The sequence below is a fragment of the Micromonospora sp. CA-111912 genome (assembly GCF_050948415.1).
Classification (GTDB): Bacteria; Actinomycetota; Actinomycetes; order Mycobacteriales; family Micromonosporaceae; genus Micromonospora.
Genome location: NZ_CP192007.1, coordinates 4,828,496 through 4,848,399, shown reverse-complemented (window position 1 = coordinate 4,848,399; position 19,904 = coordinate 4,828,496). Strand labels below are relative to the sequence as shown.

General features: G+C 69.0%; 15 protein-coding genes. 4 read left to right on the top strand and 11 right to left on the bottom strand.

Features of this window, described 5'->3' with window-relative positions; translation table 11 throughout:
* Positions 1 to 250 precede the first annotated feature (250 nt).
* Complete coding sequence (locus tag ACQPZO_RS19995; protein ID WP_433343046.1) at positions 251 to 1,759, top strand: serine hydrolase; 1,509 nt, start codon at positions 251 to 253, stop codon at positions 1,757 to 1,759.
* On the opposite strand, the gene ACQPZO_RS19990 is transcribed toward ACQPZO_RS19995, so the two are convergent.
* On the bottom strand, positions 1,716 to 2,546 hold the full coding sequence (locus tag ACQPZO_RS19990; protein ID WP_433343045.1) for a hypothetical protein: 831 nt from the start codon (positions 2,544 to 2,546) through the stop codon (positions 1,716 to 1,718). The genes ACQPZO_RS19995 and ACQPZO_RS19990 overlap by 44 nt on opposite strands.
* Positions 2,547 to 2,646: 100 nt before the next feature.
* A complete protein-coding gene (locus ACQPZO_RS19985; RefSeq protein ID WP_433343044.1) occupies positions 2,647 to 2,874 on the bottom strand; it encodes a hypothetical protein in 228 nt (75 codons plus the stop codon).
* A gap of 334 nt (positions 2,875 to 3,208) precedes the next feature.
* Here ACQPZO_RS19985 and gdhA point away from each other — a divergent pair, with 334 nt between their 5' ends.
* On the top strand, positions 3,209 to 4,555 hold the full coding sequence (gene gdhA, locus ACQPZO_RS19980; RefSeq protein WP_433343042.1) for an NADP-specific glutamate dehydrogenase: 1,347 nt from the start codon (positions 3,209 to 3,211) through the stop codon (positions 4,553 to 4,555).
* Positions 4,556 to 4,595: 40 nt separating this feature from the next.
* Here the strand turns inward: gdhA and ACQPZO_RS19975 are convergent, their stop codons facing one another.
* On the bottom strand, positions 4,596 to 5,258 hold the full coding sequence (locus tag ACQPZO_RS19975; RefSeq protein ID WP_433343041.1) for a TetR/AcrR family transcriptional regulator: 663 nt from the start codon (positions 5,256 to 5,258) through the stop codon (positions 4,596 to 4,598).
* Between the two features lie 110 nt (positions 5,259 to 5,368).
* Here ACQPZO_RS19975 and ACQPZO_RS19970 point away from each other — a divergent pair, with 110 nt between their 5' ends.
* Positions 5,369 to 5,935 carry a DUF4386 family protein gene (locus tag ACQPZO_RS19970; protein WP_433343039.1) on the top strand — a complete coding sequence of 189 codons (567 nt, stop codon included), beginning with the start codon at positions 5,369 to 5,371 and terminating at the stop codon, positions 5,933 to 5,935.
* Between the two features lie 27 nt (positions 5,936 to 5,962).
* Here the strand turns inward: ACQPZO_RS19970 and ACQPZO_RS19965 are convergent, their stop codons facing one another.
* The 8 genes from ACQPZO_RS19965 to ACQPZO_RS19930 form a co-directional block, all read right to left on the bottom strand.
* Positions 5,963 to 6,346 carry a hypothetical protein gene (locus tag ACQPZO_RS19965; RefSeq protein ID WP_433343038.1) on the bottom strand — a complete coding sequence of 128 codons (384 nt, stop codon included), beginning with the start codon at positions 6,344 to 6,346 and terminating at the stop codon, positions 5,963 to 5,965.
* 156 nt (positions 6,347 to 6,502) lie between these two features.
* Positions 6,503 to 7,594, bottom strand: a complete 1,092-nt coding sequence (locus ACQPZO_RS19960) for an S-(hydroxymethyl)mycothiol dehydrogenase (protein WP_433343036.1) — start codon at positions 7,592 to 7,594, stop codon at positions 6,503 to 6,505.
* Between the two features lie 72 nt (positions 7,595 to 7,666).
* Positions 7,667 to 8,911, bottom strand: a complete 1,245-nt coding sequence (locus tag ACQPZO_RS19955) for an ATP-grasp domain-containing protein (RefSeq protein WP_433343035.1) — start codon at positions 8,909 to 8,911, stop codon at positions 7,667 to 7,669.
* 9 nt (positions 8,912 to 8,920) lie between these two features.
* Complete coding sequence (locus ACQPZO_RS19950; protein ID WP_433343033.1) at positions 8,921 to 10,519, bottom strand: class I tRNA ligase family protein; 1,599 nt, start codon at positions 10,517 to 10,519, stop codon at positions 8,921 to 8,923.
* Positions 10,516 to 10,881 carry a cupin domain-containing protein gene (locus tag ACQPZO_RS19945; protein ID WP_433343032.1) on the bottom strand — a complete coding sequence of 122 codons (366 nt, stop codon included), beginning with the start codon at positions 10,879 to 10,881 and terminating at the stop codon, positions 10,516 to 10,518. The genes ACQPZO_RS19950 and ACQPZO_RS19945 overlap by 4 nt, the downstream gene beginning before the upstream one ends.
* 3 nt (positions 10,882 to 10,884) lie before the next feature.
* A complete protein-coding gene (locus tag ACQPZO_RS19940) occupies positions 10,885 to 12,201 on the bottom strand; it encodes a SidA/IucD/PvdA family monooxygenase (RefSeq protein ID WP_433343030.1) in 1,317 nt (438 codons plus the stop codon).
* 8 nt (positions 12,202 to 12,209) lie between these two features.
* On the bottom strand, positions 12,210 to 13,313 hold the full coding sequence (locus ACQPZO_RS19935; protein ID WP_433343028.1) for an NAD(P)/FAD-dependent oxidoreductase: 1,104 nt from the start codon (positions 13,311 to 13,313) through the stop codon (positions 12,210 to 12,212).
* A 273-nt stretch (positions 13,314 to 13,586) separates the two neighbouring features.
* Positions 13,587 to 14,783 carry an MFS transporter gene (locus tag ACQPZO_RS19930; protein WP_433343027.1) on the bottom strand — a complete coding sequence of 399 codons (1,197 nt, stop codon included), beginning with the start codon at positions 14,781 to 14,783 and terminating at the stop codon, positions 13,587 to 13,589.
* Between the two features lie 943 nt (positions 14,784 to 15,726).
* Here ACQPZO_RS19930 and ACQPZO_RS19925 point away from each other — a divergent pair.
* Positions 15,727 to 19,833, top strand: a complete 4,107-nt coding sequence (locus tag ACQPZO_RS19925) for a S8 family peptidase (protein ID WP_433343026.1) — start codon at positions 15,727 to 15,729, stop codon at positions 19,831 to 19,833.
* The last annotated feature ends 71 nt before the right edge of the window (positions 19,834 to 19,904 follow it).

Genomic DNA, 19,904 nt, shown 5'->3' with positions numbered 1-19,904 from the left:
GTGCCGACCCCGTCGGCCCGGCCGTCGACACCGATCCAAATTGCACAGACATCACTACGCGGAGTGACCACAGCCCGGAGCTGTCACATCGCCACCATGGCTGCGACCACGTGTCCCCCGAGGGCTACGATGGCCGGCGCGCCAGCGGGACGGGTCCGCCGCCCGAGGGGACGGCCAGCACCGGACGCCGCGTCGCTTCCAGGCAAATCGTGCGCCTGAGGTGGGATGTCCATCGTTCGAGAGGACCAGGATGCAGGAAAGCGAGACGGACGAACGACTCGGCCACGAGTCCCCGCGTCGACACCTTCCGGTCGAGTCGCAGTCGGTCGACCCCGACAGTCCGTTCCTGGCCGACATGCTCGCTCTCTGGCGGGAGTTGCTCAGCCAGCCCGAGCTGCCGGTGGACGCCGACTTCTTCGCCAGCGGCGGCCAGTCGCTGCTGGCGATCCAGCTTCTCCAACGGGTACGCCGGACGCTCGGCATTCCGGTGCCACTGGACACGCTCATCTCGGCGCCCACCCCGCGCCGGTTCGCCGAACGGCTGACCGTCCTGCGCGCCGAGCACCGCCGGGACGAGCCGGCGGACCGGCCGGCATCCCGGTCGGCGACCGGTGCGCTGGACCGGGCGATCGCCGAGGCGATCGGGGAGGTCCGACACCTCGGCATCCAGCTCTACGTCTCGATCGCCGGCAAGCCGGTGCACGACCGGGTCGCCGGCCACCGCGAGGACGGCACGCCGTTGGGGCCCGACGACATCCTGCCCTGGTTCAGCGGTGGCAAGCCGCTACTCGCGGCGGCCCTGTGTGAGCTGTGGCGCCGCGGGTCACTCGACCCGAACGAGCCGGTGGCGACCTACCTGCCGGCGTTCGGCACCGACGGCAAGGCCGCGATCACCCTCCGGCACCTGCTCACCCACTCCTCGGGGCGACTGCTCACCGACGACCCGCGCAGCGCCGACCCTTACTCCGTGGGCTACGCGCAGGCGGTCCAGGGGGCTCTCGCGGCCCGGCTGCACCCGGACGACGTGCCCGGTCAGCAGCCGTCGTACTTCTCCTCGGCCATCGGCTGGCTGGTGCTGTCCGAGGTGGTCCGGCAGCTGGACGGCCGCGACTTCGACCGGTTCGTGACCGACGAGATCGCCGGCCCGCTCGGTACGACGTACCACTATGGTTTCTCCGCCGACGAGCTGCGGGCGCTCGGCGGCCAGGTGGGTACCTACCACCGGCACAGGGCGGCGGAGCTCAGCAGCCCGCAGGAGGTGCAGACCGCTGCCGAAACCCGGCGGCTGCTGGCCAGCGGCCTGGTCCACACGACGCGGCATCCGGGTGAGGGGCTGTGGGCCAGCGCCCGCAGCATGGCCCGGTTCTACGAGCTGCTCTGCCACCATGCGGTCGGCGACGCGTGGAGTGCCGGGCATGATGGCCTGCTGGACGCACCGACCGTCCAGCAGATGATCCGACCGCAGCGACCGAGCTTCTTCGGGGAGGCTCCCCTCATCGACTTCGGGTTGGGCCTGACGCTGGAGAGCAGACGGCACGGGGAGGAGCACGCGTACTACGGGTCACACACCAGCCCACGCACGTTCGGTCACCAGGGCCACGGGTCGTCGCCGATGGCATACGTCGACCCGGAACACGAGCTGGTGGTGGCCTTCAACGGCAACGGACTGCCCGGCTTTGTGGCGGGCAAATCCATCTGGCACCGGGTCAGTGACGCTATCTACCGGGAACTGGGGCTGGTGTCGCCGACCGCCCGGTGATGAACTCCGCCAACAGCCGACCGGCTCTGGCGTCCGCGAGCAGGTCGGCGCGGGGAACGTCGAACCGGACCCGGCGGTCGCCGACCGCCGGGAAGGCGTCCTCGGGGTGCGTGGCGGACACGACGGTCAGCACCGGGAGCCGCAGTGCGGTGACCGGTGTCGGCAGCTCGGCGAGAGCGGCCACCACCAGGTACGACAGGTAGCGCTGGAACCGGACGGCGAGGTCGTCGACGAGGTCGTCGTCCAGGTCCAGCTCCCGGCCGACCTGGCCGGCGGTCCGGACGTAGCTGTCACCGAGACGCCGGGCCAGGCCCACCAGGGCGGCCCCTCCCGGCACCGGGCCGGACACCTCATCGCCGCTGGCCGGCGGCTGGTCGAGCACCGCCACCAGCGATTCGATCGAGCTGTGGTACGCCTCCAGGAGCAGTTCGTGGGTCGCCACCGCAGGATCGACCAGCACCAGGCTGACCGGGTGTCCGTGGGCGGTGAAGTCGTGCGCCAGGCGGGTTGCCACGGTCGCGCCGGAGCAGTATCCGATCACCGCCGAGATCCGCGCACCGGTGGCGAGGACCGCGTCCCGCCAGGCGTCGACCTGCCGGACGGCGTCGACCGGGTCGTCGATGAGGCGGTCCGGCGGCCGGGTGGCCAGCACGGTGCAGCCGGAGGGTAGGCGGGCGGCCAGGTCCACAAACCCGGCCTCCGGCCTGGCCCCGCCGAAGTCGACGGTGAGCACGAGGTCCTGCCCGCCATCACCTACCCGGAGCAGGCTCCACATCTCCGTGTCCAAGAGGTCTCCTCAGTTCAGGGTTGGGTACGACGGCCGTCCGGGTGGGACGGCCACGTCCATGATCTTCTGGCGCGACACTGCCTATCTCGATCATGGCCGCTTACCGCCACCAGCACCACAAAAAAGGCAGTCGAGAGCTACCGATCAAATCAGTGATCATCAGGTCGAACGGCCGCCAGGCCGAGTCGGACGCCGCCGACACCCCGGAAACCGGGTCGGAGGTTCGCCAGATGCGGGAGTGGGCCAGTATGGCGGCGAGGCTGTCGAGGAGGGCCTCCAGCCGGAACTCGGAGCGCGCCCGCCGCTCTTGGCTGATGTCGGCGGACATTACGGTCTCAGCGGTAGGAGCCAGACGTCTCGTCGCCAGCCATCAGGCCGCGGCACGCATCCGCAGCGCCGTCACCTCGCCAAACGGCACCGCTGATGACGGGACCAGCAGCGGGAATGGCACACTGAACGCGACGAAGCGTCGTCAAGGACAAGGCCCGCGAGGGAACCTCGTCCTGCCGGAGCTTCCCGCTCAACATGCCGAAGTTGCCGTACCACGATAATCGCTACCCGCAGCGACATGTGATCTTGGCGTGGTCGTGGCGGCGCAGGTGACCTGCGGGTCGCCCAGCACACGCGGCAAGTCGGCCATGGTTGCACATCGAGGAGTATGCATGTCGGCACAGGACAAGCTAGAGTCGATCTTCACCTCGGTGGTGCGGCGCAACCCTGGCGAGGCCGAATTCCACCAATCGGTGCGGGAGGTGCTCGACAGTGTCGTGCCGGCCTTGGAGAGGCATCCCGAGTACGCCGAAGCGAAGATCATTGAGCGAATCTGCGAGCCGGAGCGGCAGATCATCTTCCGGGTGCCATGGGAGGACGATCGCGGTGAGGTCCACATCAACCGCGGCTTCCGGGTGGAGTTCAACAGTGCCCTGGGCCCGTACAAGGGAGGTCTTCGCTTCCACCCGTCGGTCTATCTGGGGATCGTGAAGTTCCTCGGTTTTGAACAACTGTTCAAGAATGCGTTGACTGGCATGCCGATCGGCGGCGGCAAGGGTGGGTCGGACTTCGACCCCAAGGGCCGCTCCGACCGGGAGGTGATGCGGTTCTGCCAATCGTTCATGACTGAGCTGTACCGGCACATCGGCGAGTACACGGATGTGCCGGCCGGCGACATCGGAGTCGGTGGCCGGGAGATCGGCTACCTGTTCGGGCAGTACAAGCGGATCACCAACCGGTATGAGTCCGGGGTGCTGACCGGCAAAGGCCTCAGTTACGGCGGTGCCCAGGTGCGCCGGGAGGCTACCGGCTACGGTGCGGTGTTCTTCGCCGAGGAGATGCTACGCGCCGACGGCGGCGACAGTCTCGACGGAAAGCGGGTGGTGGTTTCCGGCTCGGGCAACGTGGCAATCTACGCGATTGAAAAGGTGCATCAGCTCGGTGGAACCGTGGTGGCATGCTCGGACTCCTCCGGCTATATACACGACGAAAAGGGAATCAACGTCGACGTGCTCAAGCAGGTCAAGGAGGTCCGCCGGGCACGGATCGACGAATATGTCGACGCGCGCCGGCACGCCACGTTCGTCACAGGTCGCCCGATCTGGGACGTGCCCTGCCAGGTGGCGATCCCCTGCGCGACGCAGAACGAGCTCACCGCCGCCGACGCGCTCACCCTGATCTCGGGTGGCTGCACCATCGTGGTGGAGGGGGCCAACATGCCCACCACGCCGGAGGCGGTGCGGGGTTTCGCCGAGGCCGGAGTGCGGTTCGCGCCCGGGAAAGCGGCCAACGCCGGTGGAGTCGCGGCCAGCGCGCTGGAAATGCAGCAGAACGCGAGCCGGGACTCGTGGACCTTCACCCATTCTGAGCAGCGGCTGCAGGAAATCATGCGGACTATCCATGCCCGCTGCTACGCCACCGCCGAGGAGTACGGCATGCCGGGCAACTACGTCGCTGGAGCCAACATCGACGGCTTCCGGCTCGTCGCCGAGGCGATGCTCGCTCACGGGCTGATCTGAGACGGCGGGCGGCTTCACCGGCGGGCCCGGTAGATAGGAGTCACGACGGGCGGGTGGCACCGCCGTGCATCGCCAGGCCGTCGAGGATCAGGTCGAGGCCGAATTCGAACTGCCCGCCGAAGTGGTAGCCAGGCTGCTGTACGTGCTGCGTGGCGAACTCGACCATGTGGGGATAGTCGCCCGCCGCGAAACCTTCCATGATCGATTCCGCGATCGTGTCGGCGGAGTCTGGACCGTCGAACGGCAGCGACGCCTCCTGCAGCACGAAGCCGTAGATGTACGCATCGATGATCGCGTACGCGTGAGCTGTCATCTGTAGCGAGAAGCCCCCGGCCCGCAGCACACCCAGCATGGTGTCGTGATGGCGCAGGTTGGCCGGCCCGGGACTGGCCCGGTTTTCTACCAGGGTCAGCGCCCAGGGATGCCGCGCGAGGACCGTACGGGCCGAGAGGGAACGCCGGCGCACCTCGGCGCGCCAGTCGCCGCCCACCTCGGGCAGTTCGATCTCCGCGAAGACCCCGTCCACGAGGGCGTCGAGGAGCTCGTCCTTGTTGCGGATGTAGTGGTACAGCGACATCGGCTTGGCGTTCAGCTCGGCGGCCAGCGACCGCATGGTCAATGCCCCCAGGCCGTGCGCGTCGGCGATGCCGACCGCAGCCTGCAGCACCCGCTCGCGACTCAGCTGCCGTGCTGGTTCGCCCACCGACTGGTTCCCGTCTTCCTGGCATCGCGTTGACCGGCCTTGCCGCCAAGGCTATCGTACTTAGTACCTTACTTAGTACGAAAGCCTGAGAGGCAAAGATGTCACTCCGAGTGACCGGCAGATGCGCCGGTGCGTTCTTCCTGTTGGCATTCGTCGCCTATGGCATCGGCAGCGCTCTCGCCGGGCAGTTCGCCGGGGCGGCGCTCGTGGTGCTCAACTCCGTCATGGTGGCGGCCATCGGGGTACTGGCCTTCCGGGCGCTGCGTCGATCGCGCCCGGGGGCCGCCTGGACATACCTTGTCGCGCGCGGCGCGGAGGCGTTCCTGCTCACCGCCGGGATCGTCCTGCTGGACTCGGCCGGTGCCGGTGCCGCCGACATCGCCTACCAGGCGGCCATGCTGTCGCTGGGGCTGGGCAGCCTGCCGTTCTTCCTGGCCCTCAACCGGGAGCGCTGGCTGCCGAGCTGGCTGGCGATCTGGGGATTCGCCGGATACGCGCTGCTGGCGACGGGCTCGGCCGCCGAGCTGATGGGGGCCGGGGTCGGGGTCGTCCTGGCGATCCCGGGAGGTCTGTTCGAGATTGTCTTCGGCCTGCTGTTGCTCGCTCGCGGCTTCGTGCCGTCCTCCGCTGTGCAGCCGAGCGCCGCTCCCGACGGGGCGTCGAGCGTGGCGGCTTGAGAGAAGGCAACCGGAAAGCGGGGGAACTCAGATGTCCGCGTCCGCCGGGGACGCGGGGATCTCCTCGATCTGGGATACGCCGCTGGCGGCGTGGGCGCCGTGGCGCTGCCACGTCTCGTGCAACAGGATGCGCCCGTCGGGGAGGATCTCGGGGGTGCTGTGGCACTCGCCGACGATGATCCGCCCGTCGTCGAGCACCATGCAGTACGCGAAGTCGACCGAGCCGTCGGGCTGGCACCGCCCGGCGAGGGTGCCCCGGCGCGCGTGACCCCCGGTGAATTCGCCCCAGAGCAGGTCGCCATCCTGCCAGTAGTTCGCGACGCGGCTGTGCTCCCCGCTGCCGTCCACGACCGGCCGGAACCGGCGGCCGTGATAGTTGATCGAGAGGGCCGTTGCGATGGGTGCGGGCACGCGTGCTCCTTGAACGGGGTGGACGGCCTGGGCCGGCGATAGCGGTACGGTCGAGGTGAGTGGCTCTGGCGGTGCGCCAGACGTCGGGACACGCCAGAGACCAGCGAGTCACCGGACCTCGGCGGCCGGCGGGCGCTCGCCGGCCGCCGAGGGTGGTCAATCGAGCAAGACGACGCTGCGCAGCACGTCGCCGCGGCGCATGCGCTCGAACGCCACCTCGACGTCGCCCAAGCCGATCCGCTCGGTGACGAACAGGTCGAGCGGCAGCCGGCCCTGCAGGTGCAGATCGACCAACATCGGCATGTCCCTGGAGGGCAGGCAGTCGCCGTACCAGGAGGTCTTGTAGGTGCCGCCCCGCAGGAACAGGTCCAACAGCGGCATCTCCAGCCGCATCGATGAGTCCGGCCTGGCCACCAGCACGAAGGTGCCGCCGATGGAGCGCGCGTGGAAAGCCTGGCTCCAGGTCTCCGGCGACCCGGCCGCGTCGATGGTCACGTCGGCGCCGAGCCCACCGGTGATCTGTCGGATCCTGGAGACCACGTCCGGTTCCCGGCTGGCGTCGACGACATGCGTGGCGCCCAACCGTGTGGCCATCGGCAGCTTTCGCGGATCGATGTCGACAGCGACGATGGTTGTCGCCCCGGCCAGTCGCGCGCCGGCCACGGCCGCGGAGCCCACCCCGCCGCAGCCGATCACCGCGACGGTGTCTCCGGGACTGACGCCCCCAGTGCGCATCGCCGCACCCAGTCCGGACATCACACCGCAGCCGAGGAGGCAGGCAGTGGCCGGGTCCACCGCCTTGTCGATCGGGGTGCACTGGCCCGCGTGGACCAGGGTGAGCCGGGCGAAGGCACCGATGCCCAGTGCCGCCCCGAGCGGTTCCCCGGTGGTCAGCGTCATCGGTCGACTGGCGGTGAGTTCGTCCAGACACGCCTCAGGTGCCCCGCGCAGGCAGGGGCGACAGCGCCCGCAGACCGCCCGCCAGTTGAGGATGACGAAGTCACCTGGGACGACGTGCGTCACGTTGTCGCCCACCTGCTCGACGATCCCGGCTGCCTCGTGCCCCAGCAGGTACGGGTAGCCAGAGCCGATGACGCCGTCGCGGTAATGCAGGTCGGTGTGGCAGACCCCGCAGGCCAGCACCCGCACCGTTGCCTCGTCCGGTCCGGGGTCCGGGACCACGATGTCGCGGATCTGCACCGGTTGACCCGGGCCGAGCGACACCACGGCCTCGACTGTCTGCGCCATGAACCATCGTCCTTGTCTGTCTGTCTTGCTGCTGCTGGTGAAGGGGCGGGACGGCCAGTGGAGCGGCCCGGATCAGTCGGCGAATTCCACCTTGATCAGGTCCGCGAACCGGATCATCGTCGCGAAGGCGTCCTCCTGCGAGGCCCCGGTGGTGCCGAGGAACCCGAGGATCGTATTGCCGTGCGGCGGGCGCTTGATGACGTCGCCCGGCCGTGCGGTGATCTTCAGGTCGAAGGTCTGTTCCGACTCGCTGACCTCGGCCGGCACGTGCACGCTGGCGATGGTGCCGGCTGCGCAGATCAGACACATCGACGCGGTGTGCACACCAGTGGGCTCAAAGTGCCGCACCCGGGGCCGCACTCCGCGGGCGATGTCGACGGCCGCCGCGATCGGGTCGTGATCGGCGGTCAGCCTGGCGATCATGTCGAGCCCGCCGCCGCCGACCCGCCCGGCGATCTCCAGAAGGTGCGGCCTGCCGTCGTGGAACCGCACCTCCGCATGCCCCACGCTGCGCCGCAGCCCCTGTGCCCGCACCCCGGCAGCGACCACCTCGTGCACCGCCGCCAGGTCCTGCGGGCTCATGGACGTCGGCGCGTGGTGGACATCGTCGTCGAAGGTCTGCCCCTCGATGGTGATCCGGTCCACCACCGAGCCGAGGTACACCTCGTCGTCCCAGACGACCACCTCCATGAGGTACTCGGCGCCGTCCAGGAACGACTCCACCAGCAGGCCGCTCGGTCCGAGGTCCACGCCTTCCGGCTCGGACCGCGCCCAGAACATGTCCCGGCTGCCTTCCTCCGCCTGCGTGTACCGCTCGGCCAACTCCGACGGGGAGCCGACCTTGAACACGAAGTTGCTGCCGGCGCCGTGCGTGGGCTTGATGATGACCGGATAACCGAACTCCTCCGCGGCGGCCTGCGCCTCGGTCAGGGTGCCGGTCAGCCGGAACTGCGGGGAGGGCGCGCCGGCCCGCTCGTACGCCTGCCGCATCAGGTACTTGTTGCGGCAGTTGACCGCGGTTTCGACTCCGATGCCGGGTAGGCCGAGGGCCTCGGCCACCGCCGCTACGGTGATCACCGACGACTCCGAGAACGTCAACACCCCGTCGAAGCCCTCGGCCTGGTGCCACTGTTTGCCGACGGCGATGATGTCGTCGATGTGGCGGGAACCGGCCACCCGGTACCGCTCGGCGGGCCAGAAGTCTGGCTCACCTTCACCGTTGAGCACGTACAGAGTCGCACCCAGGGCTTCCACCTGCGCGTAACGCGACAGGTAGTACCCCAGATACTGACACGTCTCGATGGCAAGTAACTTCATCTGGTTCTCCTACGATGCTCGTTCGGCGCCAGCGCCGGGAGCCAACTGGTCGAACGTGGCTGGCAGCATCGGCAACCGGAACATCGTGACCTTGTCCACCGGCCCGTCGTCGATCCGCAGCCGTACCCCGGCGCCGGCCAGCGTGTCGGTGACGTCGATCAGGATGGGCGCGGCGTACGCGAGCAGGGTCTGCACCTGGGCCAGCACGTCGGCTGCGTTCTCCGAGTCGATCTGGCCACGCGCCAGCCGGTCCAGTTGGGTGGCGATCGTCTCGGCGACCCCGCCCGGGCTGAACCGGTCGTCATGGTAGTGCCGGCGCAGCCGGTCGGCCACCATCCGGGCCCGGGTGCGGCCGGCCGGGCTCACCGGCAACACCGCGCCGTCCTGGATGCCCAGCTCGGCCAGCGCCGTGGCCAGTCGGTTCCAGGGCTGCACCAGTCGGGTGGCCACCACGTCCCGCAGATCGGCCTCGGTGAAGTTGGTGCGTTGGAACTCCGGGGCGGTGAGAGCCAGATAGAACCGCGCCAGGTCGCGGGGCACGCGGCCGAGCAGGTCGGGGGCAGAGATCAGATGGTTGCGGCTGGTGGAGAACTTCGACCGGTCCAGCTCGTAGAACTCGTTGGTCACGGTCACCGTCGGGGTGGCGTACCGCTGCGGGTGCGACAGCAGCATGGCCAGGTCGAGCATTCCCCAGTGGAAGACGTTGTCGTACCCGTGGAAGTAGACGATCGTGGGCTGGCTGTCGGCCAGCCAGAACTGGTCGACGCGCTCGGAAGGCCGGCCGAGCTGCCCGGCCGACCACCAGGTGCTGTAGATGATCGCCGGCATCGCCTCGATCCACGGGTACAACAGTTGCCCGGGTGTCTCGGCGAACGGGGCCGGCAGCCCCCACTGGCCGGGCACGGTGACCGGCACGTCCGGTAGCGGACCGGCCATCAGCTCGGTGACCAGGTCGCGGGCGTTCGGCCGCCACTGCGGCGCGTGCCGGGCGTAGTAGTCGGCGAGCTGGTCGCGCAGTCGCTCCAACGGCAGCACGAGGATCTCCACCTCGCGGTGCTCGACGTCGTCCGTGGGGTCGAGCGTGTAGTACGGGTCGAGCAGCTCGTCGAAGTTGTTCGGGTGTCCACACGCCTCGCACGCGCCGCCCGCGCTCTGCGCCAGGCAGGTCGGGCAGGTGCCCGAGACGAGCGCGTCGTAGAGGCAGACCCCGGCCCGGCGGGCGAACGGAAACCGGACGGTACGCAGCTCGAAGGCGCCTGCCCGGTGCTGGGCGGTGACGAAATCGAGCACGGTGCGTCGGTAGGTTTCGTCGACCGGCGGCAGCCCGACCATGGTGGCACCCAGCGCGGTGAACGCCTGTCCGATCTGCGCGGTGGCATCGCGCACCAACTCCGCCGGGCCCACCCCCAGGCCCGCCGCGCGGGTTGCCACGAAGGACTGACTGTCGTCGGTGCAGGTGGTGTGGATGACAAACCTGCCCCGCGCACGCTGGTACCGGGCGTAGACATCGGCGGCCAGGTACGGCCCCGCCAGGTGCCCGACGTGCAGGCCCCCGTTGGAGGTGGGCGTGGCCGGAACCACGATCACCGGCGGTTCGCCCAGGCTCATGACACGGTCCGGTGGCGCTCGACGAACTGGTCCGCCATCTCGTGATCCCACCAGATCGCATACATCTGGAACGGCTGTTCACCACGGTTGACCACCTGGTGCCGCTCGTTTGGCGGGAAGTGCACGACGTCCCCCGCGACGAACGGCGTGGTGCCCGCGTCGGTGACGAGCTCCGCCTGGCCCGTCAACGCGATCCAGATTTCGTACTCGTGGTGACCGTGCGCCCCGGACTCGGCCCCGGGCGGCACCACACACCAGGAGCCCTCGAAGGGGGCGTTCAACGCCTCCCAGGGCATCAGCCGCTGCGCCCGCAGCCCGTTGTCGGGCTTGAGGCCGTCGTGGTCTAGCTTGCGGATCTCCATGAGTCAGTCATCCCTTCCCTCGGCGAGGACGCCGCCGGCCGCCGTGCCGACCAGCGCCGGTGTGCTGGCACGGGGGGCGAGTAGATCGGTCACCATCTCGCCAGCGCGGATCGCCAGTACGCTGATCAGCGAGTCCGCGATGCCATGAGTCTCCTCATTGACGCCCTGCAGATAGCAGCCGGCGGTCACGGAGGCCGGCGTCACCATGCGGTAGTTGCGGTCGACCGTGATCTCGCGTACGCCCACGGAGGCGGCGGTCTGCCGGATCAGCGCCGGCTTGCCCTGCTCGAAGCCGGTGCCCAGGAGCACCAGGTCGGTGCGGAGCTCGTCGGTCGTCCCCCGGAGCCGGTCGTGCACGGTCAACACGACCTCGTCACCCTCCATCCGGGTGGCGAGCACGTCGGTGAGCGTGTGCATGACGATCCGCGACTTGCCGGTCAGCCGGTCCTGGTACATCTGGCGATACAGCGCGTCGAGCATTCCGGGGGCCAGTCCGGCATAGTTCGTCCGGTGCATCTCCTGCAACAACTGGGCCCGGGCCTCGGCGGAGCCGGCGTGGAACTGGTCGACGAACGACGGGAAGTACAGCTCATTGGTAAAGGCGCTGCTCTCGTAGCCGCGTAGCCCGGCTGACCTCATCAACATCCGGCACTCGGCGGCTGGGAACTGCTGGTACATCGTCCACAGCATCTCGGCAGCACTCTGCGCCCCGCCGACGACCACGACCCGGCGCACCGCCTTCGGGTCGAGCTGCGCCACCCGGCTGGTGAACTCGGTGCTGTGGACCACCCGATCGGCGGGCAGATCCCGGAACGCGGCGGGAACGTTGGGGGCCCGGCCGACCCCGATCACCACGTTCCGGCAGCGGACCACCTCGCCGGTGTCGAACTGGACCCGCCAGCGATCCGACACTCCGTCGTCACGTGACGACACCGGCGTGATCGCCGTCACCGTCCGCCCGTACTCCACCTGCACCCGCTCGAGCGACTTGGCCACCCACTGCAGGTACGCGGAGACCTCCAGTCGGAACGGCAACGCCGAGCCCAGGTTGATGAACTCGTCCAGCCGGTTGGTCGAGTGCAGGTAGTTGACGAAGGAGTACCGGCTGCGTGGGTTGCGCAGCGTCACGAGGTCCTTGAGGAAGCCGACCTGGCTCTGGGCCCACGGCAGCAGCATCCCGCGCTGCCAGGCGATGTCGTCGTACTGGTCCACCAGCTGGGTTTCGTCGGCCACGTCGGGAGCCATCTCCTCGACCGCCACGGCAAAGGCGAGGTTGGCCGGGCCGGCCCCCACCGCGACCACTGACTTGTGTCTCTCCATGCTGCCTCTCATCTTGACGCCTGGTCGCCCAGCTCCCGGCAAACCGGCACCGGGGGCGTGGACATCTGTGGCGGTTGTCCGCTGGCCGCCGCGCACACCGTCGCGGCGGCCAGTCGGCTCGATGCCAGAACACTCTTCGCGGCGCTCCCCGCCCCACCGGCGAAGCTGAACACCCCGGGCATGTTGTCGATCGCGCGTAGCCGCAGCCCGCCCTCGTCGGCAAAACAGTCCACGCCCGCGGCCGACCACTGTGGCGACGGCAGTCGCCCGTCGAGGCCGAGAACGGCGCGGGCGACCTCCGAAACCCGATCCAGGTACGCCGGGTCGGGGCGGTCGTCCCCCGGAGCTGCTCCCCACGCCGAGGTGGCGACACCCAGCAGTACGGACCCGACTCCATAGGACCGGCAATACAACGTGGACAAGTCATCGACGAGGCAACCGAGGTCGGGTCGCGCCAGCGGGTACACGCCGTACTGGATTCGTCGGGTGCGCAGCGACACGGGAACCAGTGCGCTGGTCCACGCACCGGCCGCGACCACCACCACGTCGTGCTGCCGGACGCTGCCGCCCACCGTCACGGCTGGCCCGGCTGCGACCGAGGCGACCGCCTCGCGGCGTACCCGAACACCCAGCGCGGTGGCCCGAGCGACGGCGTAGTGGCGCAGCGCATCCGGACGGATGTGCCCCGCGTACTGCTCGACGACCGCGAACGTGCCCTCCGGCCGGGGGGCGAGGCCGAGGGCCCGCGCCACCTGTCCGGCTGGCACCAGCCGGGCGGAGCCGCTGAGCACGCCGTCCAACAGGGCGAGCTGGCGATCCGGATCGGCCTCCGGGCGCAGAAAATAGTACGAGGGCGACTCCTGGTATCCGCTCGCGTGGGCCAGCGCGGGGTCGCGGCGAAGCTCGGCGAGGCTCTCAGCCGCCAACCCACACTCGTCGAGGTTCGTCTCGAAGCCCCGGACCAGTCCGCCGGAGGCGACAGTGGCATCCCGGCCGCGCGTCGCCGCGCCCAGGTACAGCTCGATGCGGTGTCCCCCGATCTGCTCGGCGAGCCGCAGCGCGAGCAGGGAACCGGCCAGGCCCCCGCCGATGACGGCCACTGGAGTCCGCATCGGATCAGGCCCGGCAGGCATGCGGGCCGAACTGTGCACGCCGTGCGGACCGCCGGTCGAGCCCGCGCATGATCACTCCGACTCCACGGGGGAAAGGTGTCGCTGTGGCGACTGTGGATGCAGACAATAGAGATCAGTCGACATTCCGACAACCAACCAGGAAGCCCTGGTGCAGGGCGCGCAGGGCCACCATCCATGCATCTACCACGTCCGTCTCCATCGAACGGGTTGATTCGGTTGGCCTGCAGGTGTTCAAGTGTCGCTTGTCGTCTGTCAAACCTCGACGTTCGGCCGCGCTTCCTCCACCGGGGGCGCGGCGTCGGCGATGCGGTCGTCCGGGCTCGGCTGAATGGCCACGAGGACCACAGCGGCGGCCGTCAGCACCGCCGACGCACCGATGGTGACGGTGTAGCTGTGGTGCAGGTCAGCGAGAATCGCCCCGACCTGGCTCGTCGCCGCCACGGCGAGCATGTGGACCGCCCAGAGCACCCCGAGCGCGGTGCCGCGCACCCCGGGCGGCAGGACCCGGGTCGCCCACACCGTCGTGGCGACCACGGTGGCCAGATAGCTCACGCCGAAGACCGCACCGAAGGCGATGACGGTGGCCGGGGAGTTGACGAACAGCAGCATGACCATGGCGGTGGCGCGCATCGCGTAGGCGCCGATCAGCGTGGCCCGAATCCAGCCGAGGTCACACAGTCGTCCGGCGGCCAGCGCGCCGATGATCTCCAGCGCGCCCAGCACCGCCACCGCCGAGGCGCCGACCGAATCCGAGATTCCGTGGTCGTGTAGGTGCGGGAAGAAGTGCACGTCGATGAAGGCCATGGTGGTCCCACAGCCGATGAAGGCCAGCACCAGCGCGCGCATCTGCGGGTGGCGGAACGTCGTGGCCGTTGCGCTCCAGAACGACACCCTCGGTGCCACCCTGGCCGGCTGCCGGCTGACGGACAGGCGCACCAACGCCAGGGACAGGGGCAGCAGTACGACGAGGAAGACCACACCGAGGGCGAACAGCACCTGGTTCCAGGACATGGTGTTGTCCAGGTAGGTCCACAGGGGAACCAACACCATGAATCCCACCGCCGCCCCGTTGGTCAGCAGCGCGTAGAACAGACCACTGTTGCGCCCCTGGAACAGCTGGTCGGCCAGCACGCCCAGCGGCACGAAGGAGAGCATCGTGACGGCGACGGCACCGACCACGCCGTAGGTGAGGACGAACATCCACAACTCGGTGGCCATGGCACTGAGCAGCAACACGATGCCGTTCAGGGCGGTGCCGATCGCCAGCACCGGGATCGCGCCGATCCGGTCAGCGAGGTGCCCGATCACCGACGATGTCACCGCGGTGATCACAGCGAACAGGGTGGTCGCGATCGCCAGGCTGCCGCGGCTGACGTCGAAGCCGTCCGCGATGTTCAGGAAGAAGACCTGGACAGTGCTTTTCAGCGAGGAGCCGGCGAGCGAAATCAAGAAACTTGCAGCCGCTGCGAAGGTCGCAAAGGCCGTGCCCACTTTGGCGGTCCTGGTCATTGGGGAGCCTCTGCTTCGGAGAGTGCCGACTACAAGCGCGATTGCGGAGACATCCTGGCATGAGCATCAGCCCCTGACCAGGGTCGGTCGATCGTGGACCGCTCGGCAGAGCCGGCGGACGCCACGGGTGGGCCAGCCGGCAAGATCACGACCTGCGAGTCGGTCGAGGATGCGGACTGGCTGAACCACCCGAACGGTGGATGACGGCTGGGTGGTTCGGCGCTGAAAACCCACCATATGGACACCAGGCGATCGACCGGGCAGCAGGCGTGCCGCCGCTGGATGGCTCCGCTACTACGGGGGGAATTCCAAGATTCTTAACACCGAGTCCCGTCCTTGCGCATCCACATCACTGCCGCCGGACACCGGGCCGAATGCCCCGATCGGGCGGTTCCCGTCGATCGACCGGCAGCTGTATCCGTCATGGGCCTGGACCGACGACCGCGGACCGCGGTCAGCGGCGCATCGGCGGGCACCGACGCGATCAGCCGGGACAGGGCGGCCCGGTCGGTGACGTCGCAGGCGGCGATGCGTACGTCCACTCCCAGCGCGACCAGGTCGGCGCGCCGGTGTCGAGTTCCCAGAGCCCCCAGCCGCAGCACGGTGTCGAGCCGGGTCGCGAGCGCGAGCCACAAGGGGCGTGACCCCACCGGGTGAAGATCACGACACCAGAGCGCCAAGATCCTCTAATGCCCGGTTTCTCCCGTCAGGGGCGAAGCGATGCTGCGTGCGGCGCGCCGGACCGGCTCGGTTCCCGAGGCCGGTTCTTGCCATTGGCGCCAACCGGCCTGCCCGCGAGCTTCCACCGAGCGGTATCGAATGGCAGCGTCAGCCGCTGACCGACCCCCTCCTGGTTACTCCATGCTCGCCGAGGAGTTCATTCATGCGTTCTCAACTTTGGCGGCTGCGGACAGCAGTCACCGGCGCGGCGGTACTCGCGCTGGTGGCCGCGACCGCGCCGACCGCCGCGGCGGCACCTCCGCCGACCGGGCCGACCGCCGGGGCGGCACCTCCGCCGACCGCGCCAGCGAGCCCGGCCGGGGCGGCGTCCACCGGCGAATCGCCGCTGCCGGCGACCAACACCCCCCTCGCCGGTGCGACCAAGGTCACCCTGGTCACCGGTGACGTGGTGTCCTACCTGGCCAATGCCAAGGGTGGTGCGCCGCAGGTGGAGGTGGCCCCGGCACCCCGGGGCGGCGGCCGGTCGGTGTCGTTCACGCACCTGCGCGAGGGTGACGCGTTCTACGTCTTCCCGTCCGACGCACGCGGGCTCATCGGCGCAGGGCGGTTGGAACGCGACCTGTTCGACGTGACGTACCTGGTGAAGAACGGCTACGCCGACGACGCATCGGAAGAGCTCCCGCTGATCGTGCAGTACCCGAAGTCCATCCGGGACGCGAAGGTACTGTCCACCAAGACCGACGCACTCCCGGCGACCGCCACACCGAAGGCCCTGCCAGCGGTGAGCTCCGCCGCGGTGAAGGTCACCAAGAAGCAGGCCGCCCGGTTCTGGGCGTCAGTCGACTCCCCGAACCCTGCCGGCAGGGCATCGGCGTCCACGCTGGACGCCGGGGTGTCGAAGATCTGGCTGGACCACAGAACCAAGGCCCTGCTCGACAAGAGCGTGCCGCAGATCGGCGCGCCGGAGGCGTGGAAGGCCGGCTACGACGGCACCGGCGTCAAGATCGCCGTGCTCGACACCGGCATCGACGACACCCACCCCGACCTGACCGGCAAGGTTCAAGACTCGAAGAGCTTCATCGACGGCGAGATGGTCAAGGACGGTCACGGTCACGGCACCCACGTGGCGTCAACGATCGTCGGCTCCGGCGCGGCGTCCGGCGGTAAGTACAAGGGTGTCGCCCCAGGCGCGGAGCTGATCGTTGGCAAGGTTCTCGCCAACAGCGGCTACGGCTCCGACTCGGGGATCATCGGCGGCATGCAGTGGGCCGCCCAGTCCGGCGCCAAAATCATCAGCATCAGCGTCGGCGGCGCGGTCACCGACGGCAACGACCCGCTTTCCCAGGCCGTCAACGAACTGTCCGCGCAGTACGGCGCCCTGTTCGTGATCGCCGCCGGAAACAACGGGGGCTTCCAGAAGGTCAACGCACCCGGCGCCGCCGACGCGGCGCTGACCGTCGCATCGGTCGACAAGCAGGACCAGATGGCGGGCTCTTCCAGCCGCGGCCCCCGGATCGGCAACTTCGGCCTCAAGCCCGACATCGCCGCCCCCGGTGTGGACATCACCGCCGCGAGGGCCGACGGCACCGCCCTCGGCCCGATCGCCGACAACGACAAGTACATGACCATCTCGGGCACCTCGATGGCCACCCCACACGTCTCGGGCGCCGCGGCGATCCTCGCCCAGGAACACCCGGACTGGACCGGGCAGAAAATCAAGCAGGTACTCACCAGCACCAGCAAGGACCTCGGCCACGGCACCAACTCGCAGGGCGCCGGCCGGGTCGACGTCGTCCGGGCGACCACCCAGCGGGTGTACGCGACCAGCAACGTCGACTTCGGGCGGCTCACCTATCCGCAGACCGGCCCGGCCAGCAAGACGCTGAGTTACGTCAACGACGGCGATGCGCCGGTCACCCTCGACCTGTCCACCACGCTCGTCACCAAGGCCGGCCCTGCCCCCGCCGGTGCACTCACCGTCACCCCGTCGACCGTGACCGTCCCGGCTCACGGCACCGCCGAGGTTACCGTCACGCTCGACACCACCAAGGGCGCGATCACGAACTACCAGGGCTCGGTGCACGCCACCGGTGGTGACATCCAGGTGACCACCGCGGTCGGCGGGTCCAAGGAACCCAGAACGGTGAACCTCTCGGTCAACGTGATCAACCCGCCGGGCGGCACCGACATCCACTATGGCGGATTCCTCGCATTGCGGCTCGACGACCAGCCCGAGTTCCCTTCCCTGGTTCTGTCCCCCGCGGTGCAGAGCTACACCGGCAAGCTGCCGGCGGGGATGTACAACATCGGCACCGACGTGACCTGGCGGGACGCCGCCGGCGAGTTCCACCACGCGCTGGTCACCAACCCCACCGTCGACGCCACCAAGGATGTCTCGGTCACCTTCGACCTGCGCAAGGCGCAGCGGGTGACGGTCAAGACTCCCAAGCCCTCCGTGCCCTATCAGATGGTGTTGGGGTACGAGAGCACCACCGAGAACAGCCGGTTCGCGTGGTTGCAGTACTTCAACCAGCCCTACGGCGAGACCCGCCTGTGGACACTGCCGACCGGCCGGGCCACCAGGGGCAGTTTCACCTCCCACACCCAGTTCCTGTCGGGCGTCGACCCGGTCAAGATGACCGTTCGCGGCGCCGGCCACATCAAGCTGACACCGCACTACCAGGGCACCGACGCGCAGATACCGAAGCTGGACGGGCGGCGTACCCTGCCGCTGGTCTCCGCCGGAGCCGGCCTGCCGGCCAACTTCGAGGGCCTCGACGCCCGTGGCAAGCTGGTCCTCCTCGACCTGTCCGACATCTGCCCGGCAGAGCCCTACGACCCGTGGTTCCCCTGCGCCGGCGACGGTCTGGACCGGGTGGAGAACGCCCAGCGGGCCGGTGCGGCCGGGGTGCTCGGCTACGGTCCGCTCGGCCGGCCGTTCCTCAACCCGACCAACCGGTACGGGAGCGATAATGATCCGTGGCCGTTCTACCCGATCCCGACGATGAACCTCGCCGCGGGCGAGGGCCGGTTGCTCGCCGGCATGCTGGCGAAGCGCCCGGTCAGCCTCGACGTCCGCGCCACCGCGTCGACGCCCTACGTGTACCCGTTGGCGTTCGTCAAGCACAACCGGGTGCCGGGTGGGGCGCACGCGGTGACCGACCGGGAGCTGTACCGGATCGACAACCGGCTGCACGCCGACGCACCCGGTATTGCCTCGGTGAGCTTCCGGCCGATGAGTCCGCTCCTAGGGAGCAAGCTCATCGTGACGGCGCCCGGCACCCTGACCTCCTACGTGGGGCCGGCGAAGAAGGACATGGCCTGGGCGGAAAACGCCACGTTCTACTACAAGACCTCCCAAGGCCTTACACAGGGCTGGTCACAGGGCTATGTCGATGTCGTCGCGCGGTCAGGTTCGACCGTCCGCGACATGGGCGAGCAGCCGAGCGTGCCTGCTGCGGCCCGGTCCAACCCGGCCACGGCCGACTACGTCTGGCAGATGTGCACGTCCTGCCGCAACGGCAACATGCTCAACATGCAGCACGTGCTGACCAACAACGGCTTCGGCGGAGGTCAGCTGGCCTGGGGCCTGAGCCCCGACGGAAAGCAGACTAACGAGCTGCACCTGTACAAGGACGACGGCACCGAGATCCCGGTGCAGGAGGGGCTCTGGTACTACTTCATCCTCGCGTTCCTCAGCCCCTACGCCGTGCTGCCGGCCGAGAAGACGAAGCTGCGGATGACCGAGCGGTTCCAGAACCCGATTTCCGAGCAGCTCTACGCCCGCGACGTCCAGACCGAGCGGACGTTCACCTCGCAACGGCGTGACGACGGGTTCACCACCGTCCCGCCGCCAGGGGTGGGCATCCACTGCAGCGGCTGGTTCGTGGAACCCTGGGTCGACCCGGACGGCTGGACCGCTCCGAACCATGACCCGTGCCAGGCGAGCGACGAGCTGTACCTCGGGTACGACTTCGACCTGGACCTGGACAACACCCTGCCCGCCGGCACCCGGCGCCAGGTGACGGTCACCGGGTACCACAGCCCGTACCTGATCGGGCCGAAGCCGACGCTGAAGAGCCTGAAGATGTGGCTCAGCTTCGACGACGGCAAGCACTGGAAGCAGGTCACCACCCGGGCGGCCCGCAACGGCACGTACACCGCGACGTTCGACCACCCGGCACTGTCCAGGACCACCGGCGCGGTCAGCGTCCGCGCCGAGGGTGTCGACTCCGCCGGCAATACCATCACCCAGACCATCACCCGCGCCTACGGCCTGAAGGCCGGAGGACACTACAAGGGCCAGTAGCGTGGCACGGGAGTAGCCGCGATCTAGCATCCACTCACCCTCTGGGGTGGCGGACACACCGTCCGCCACCC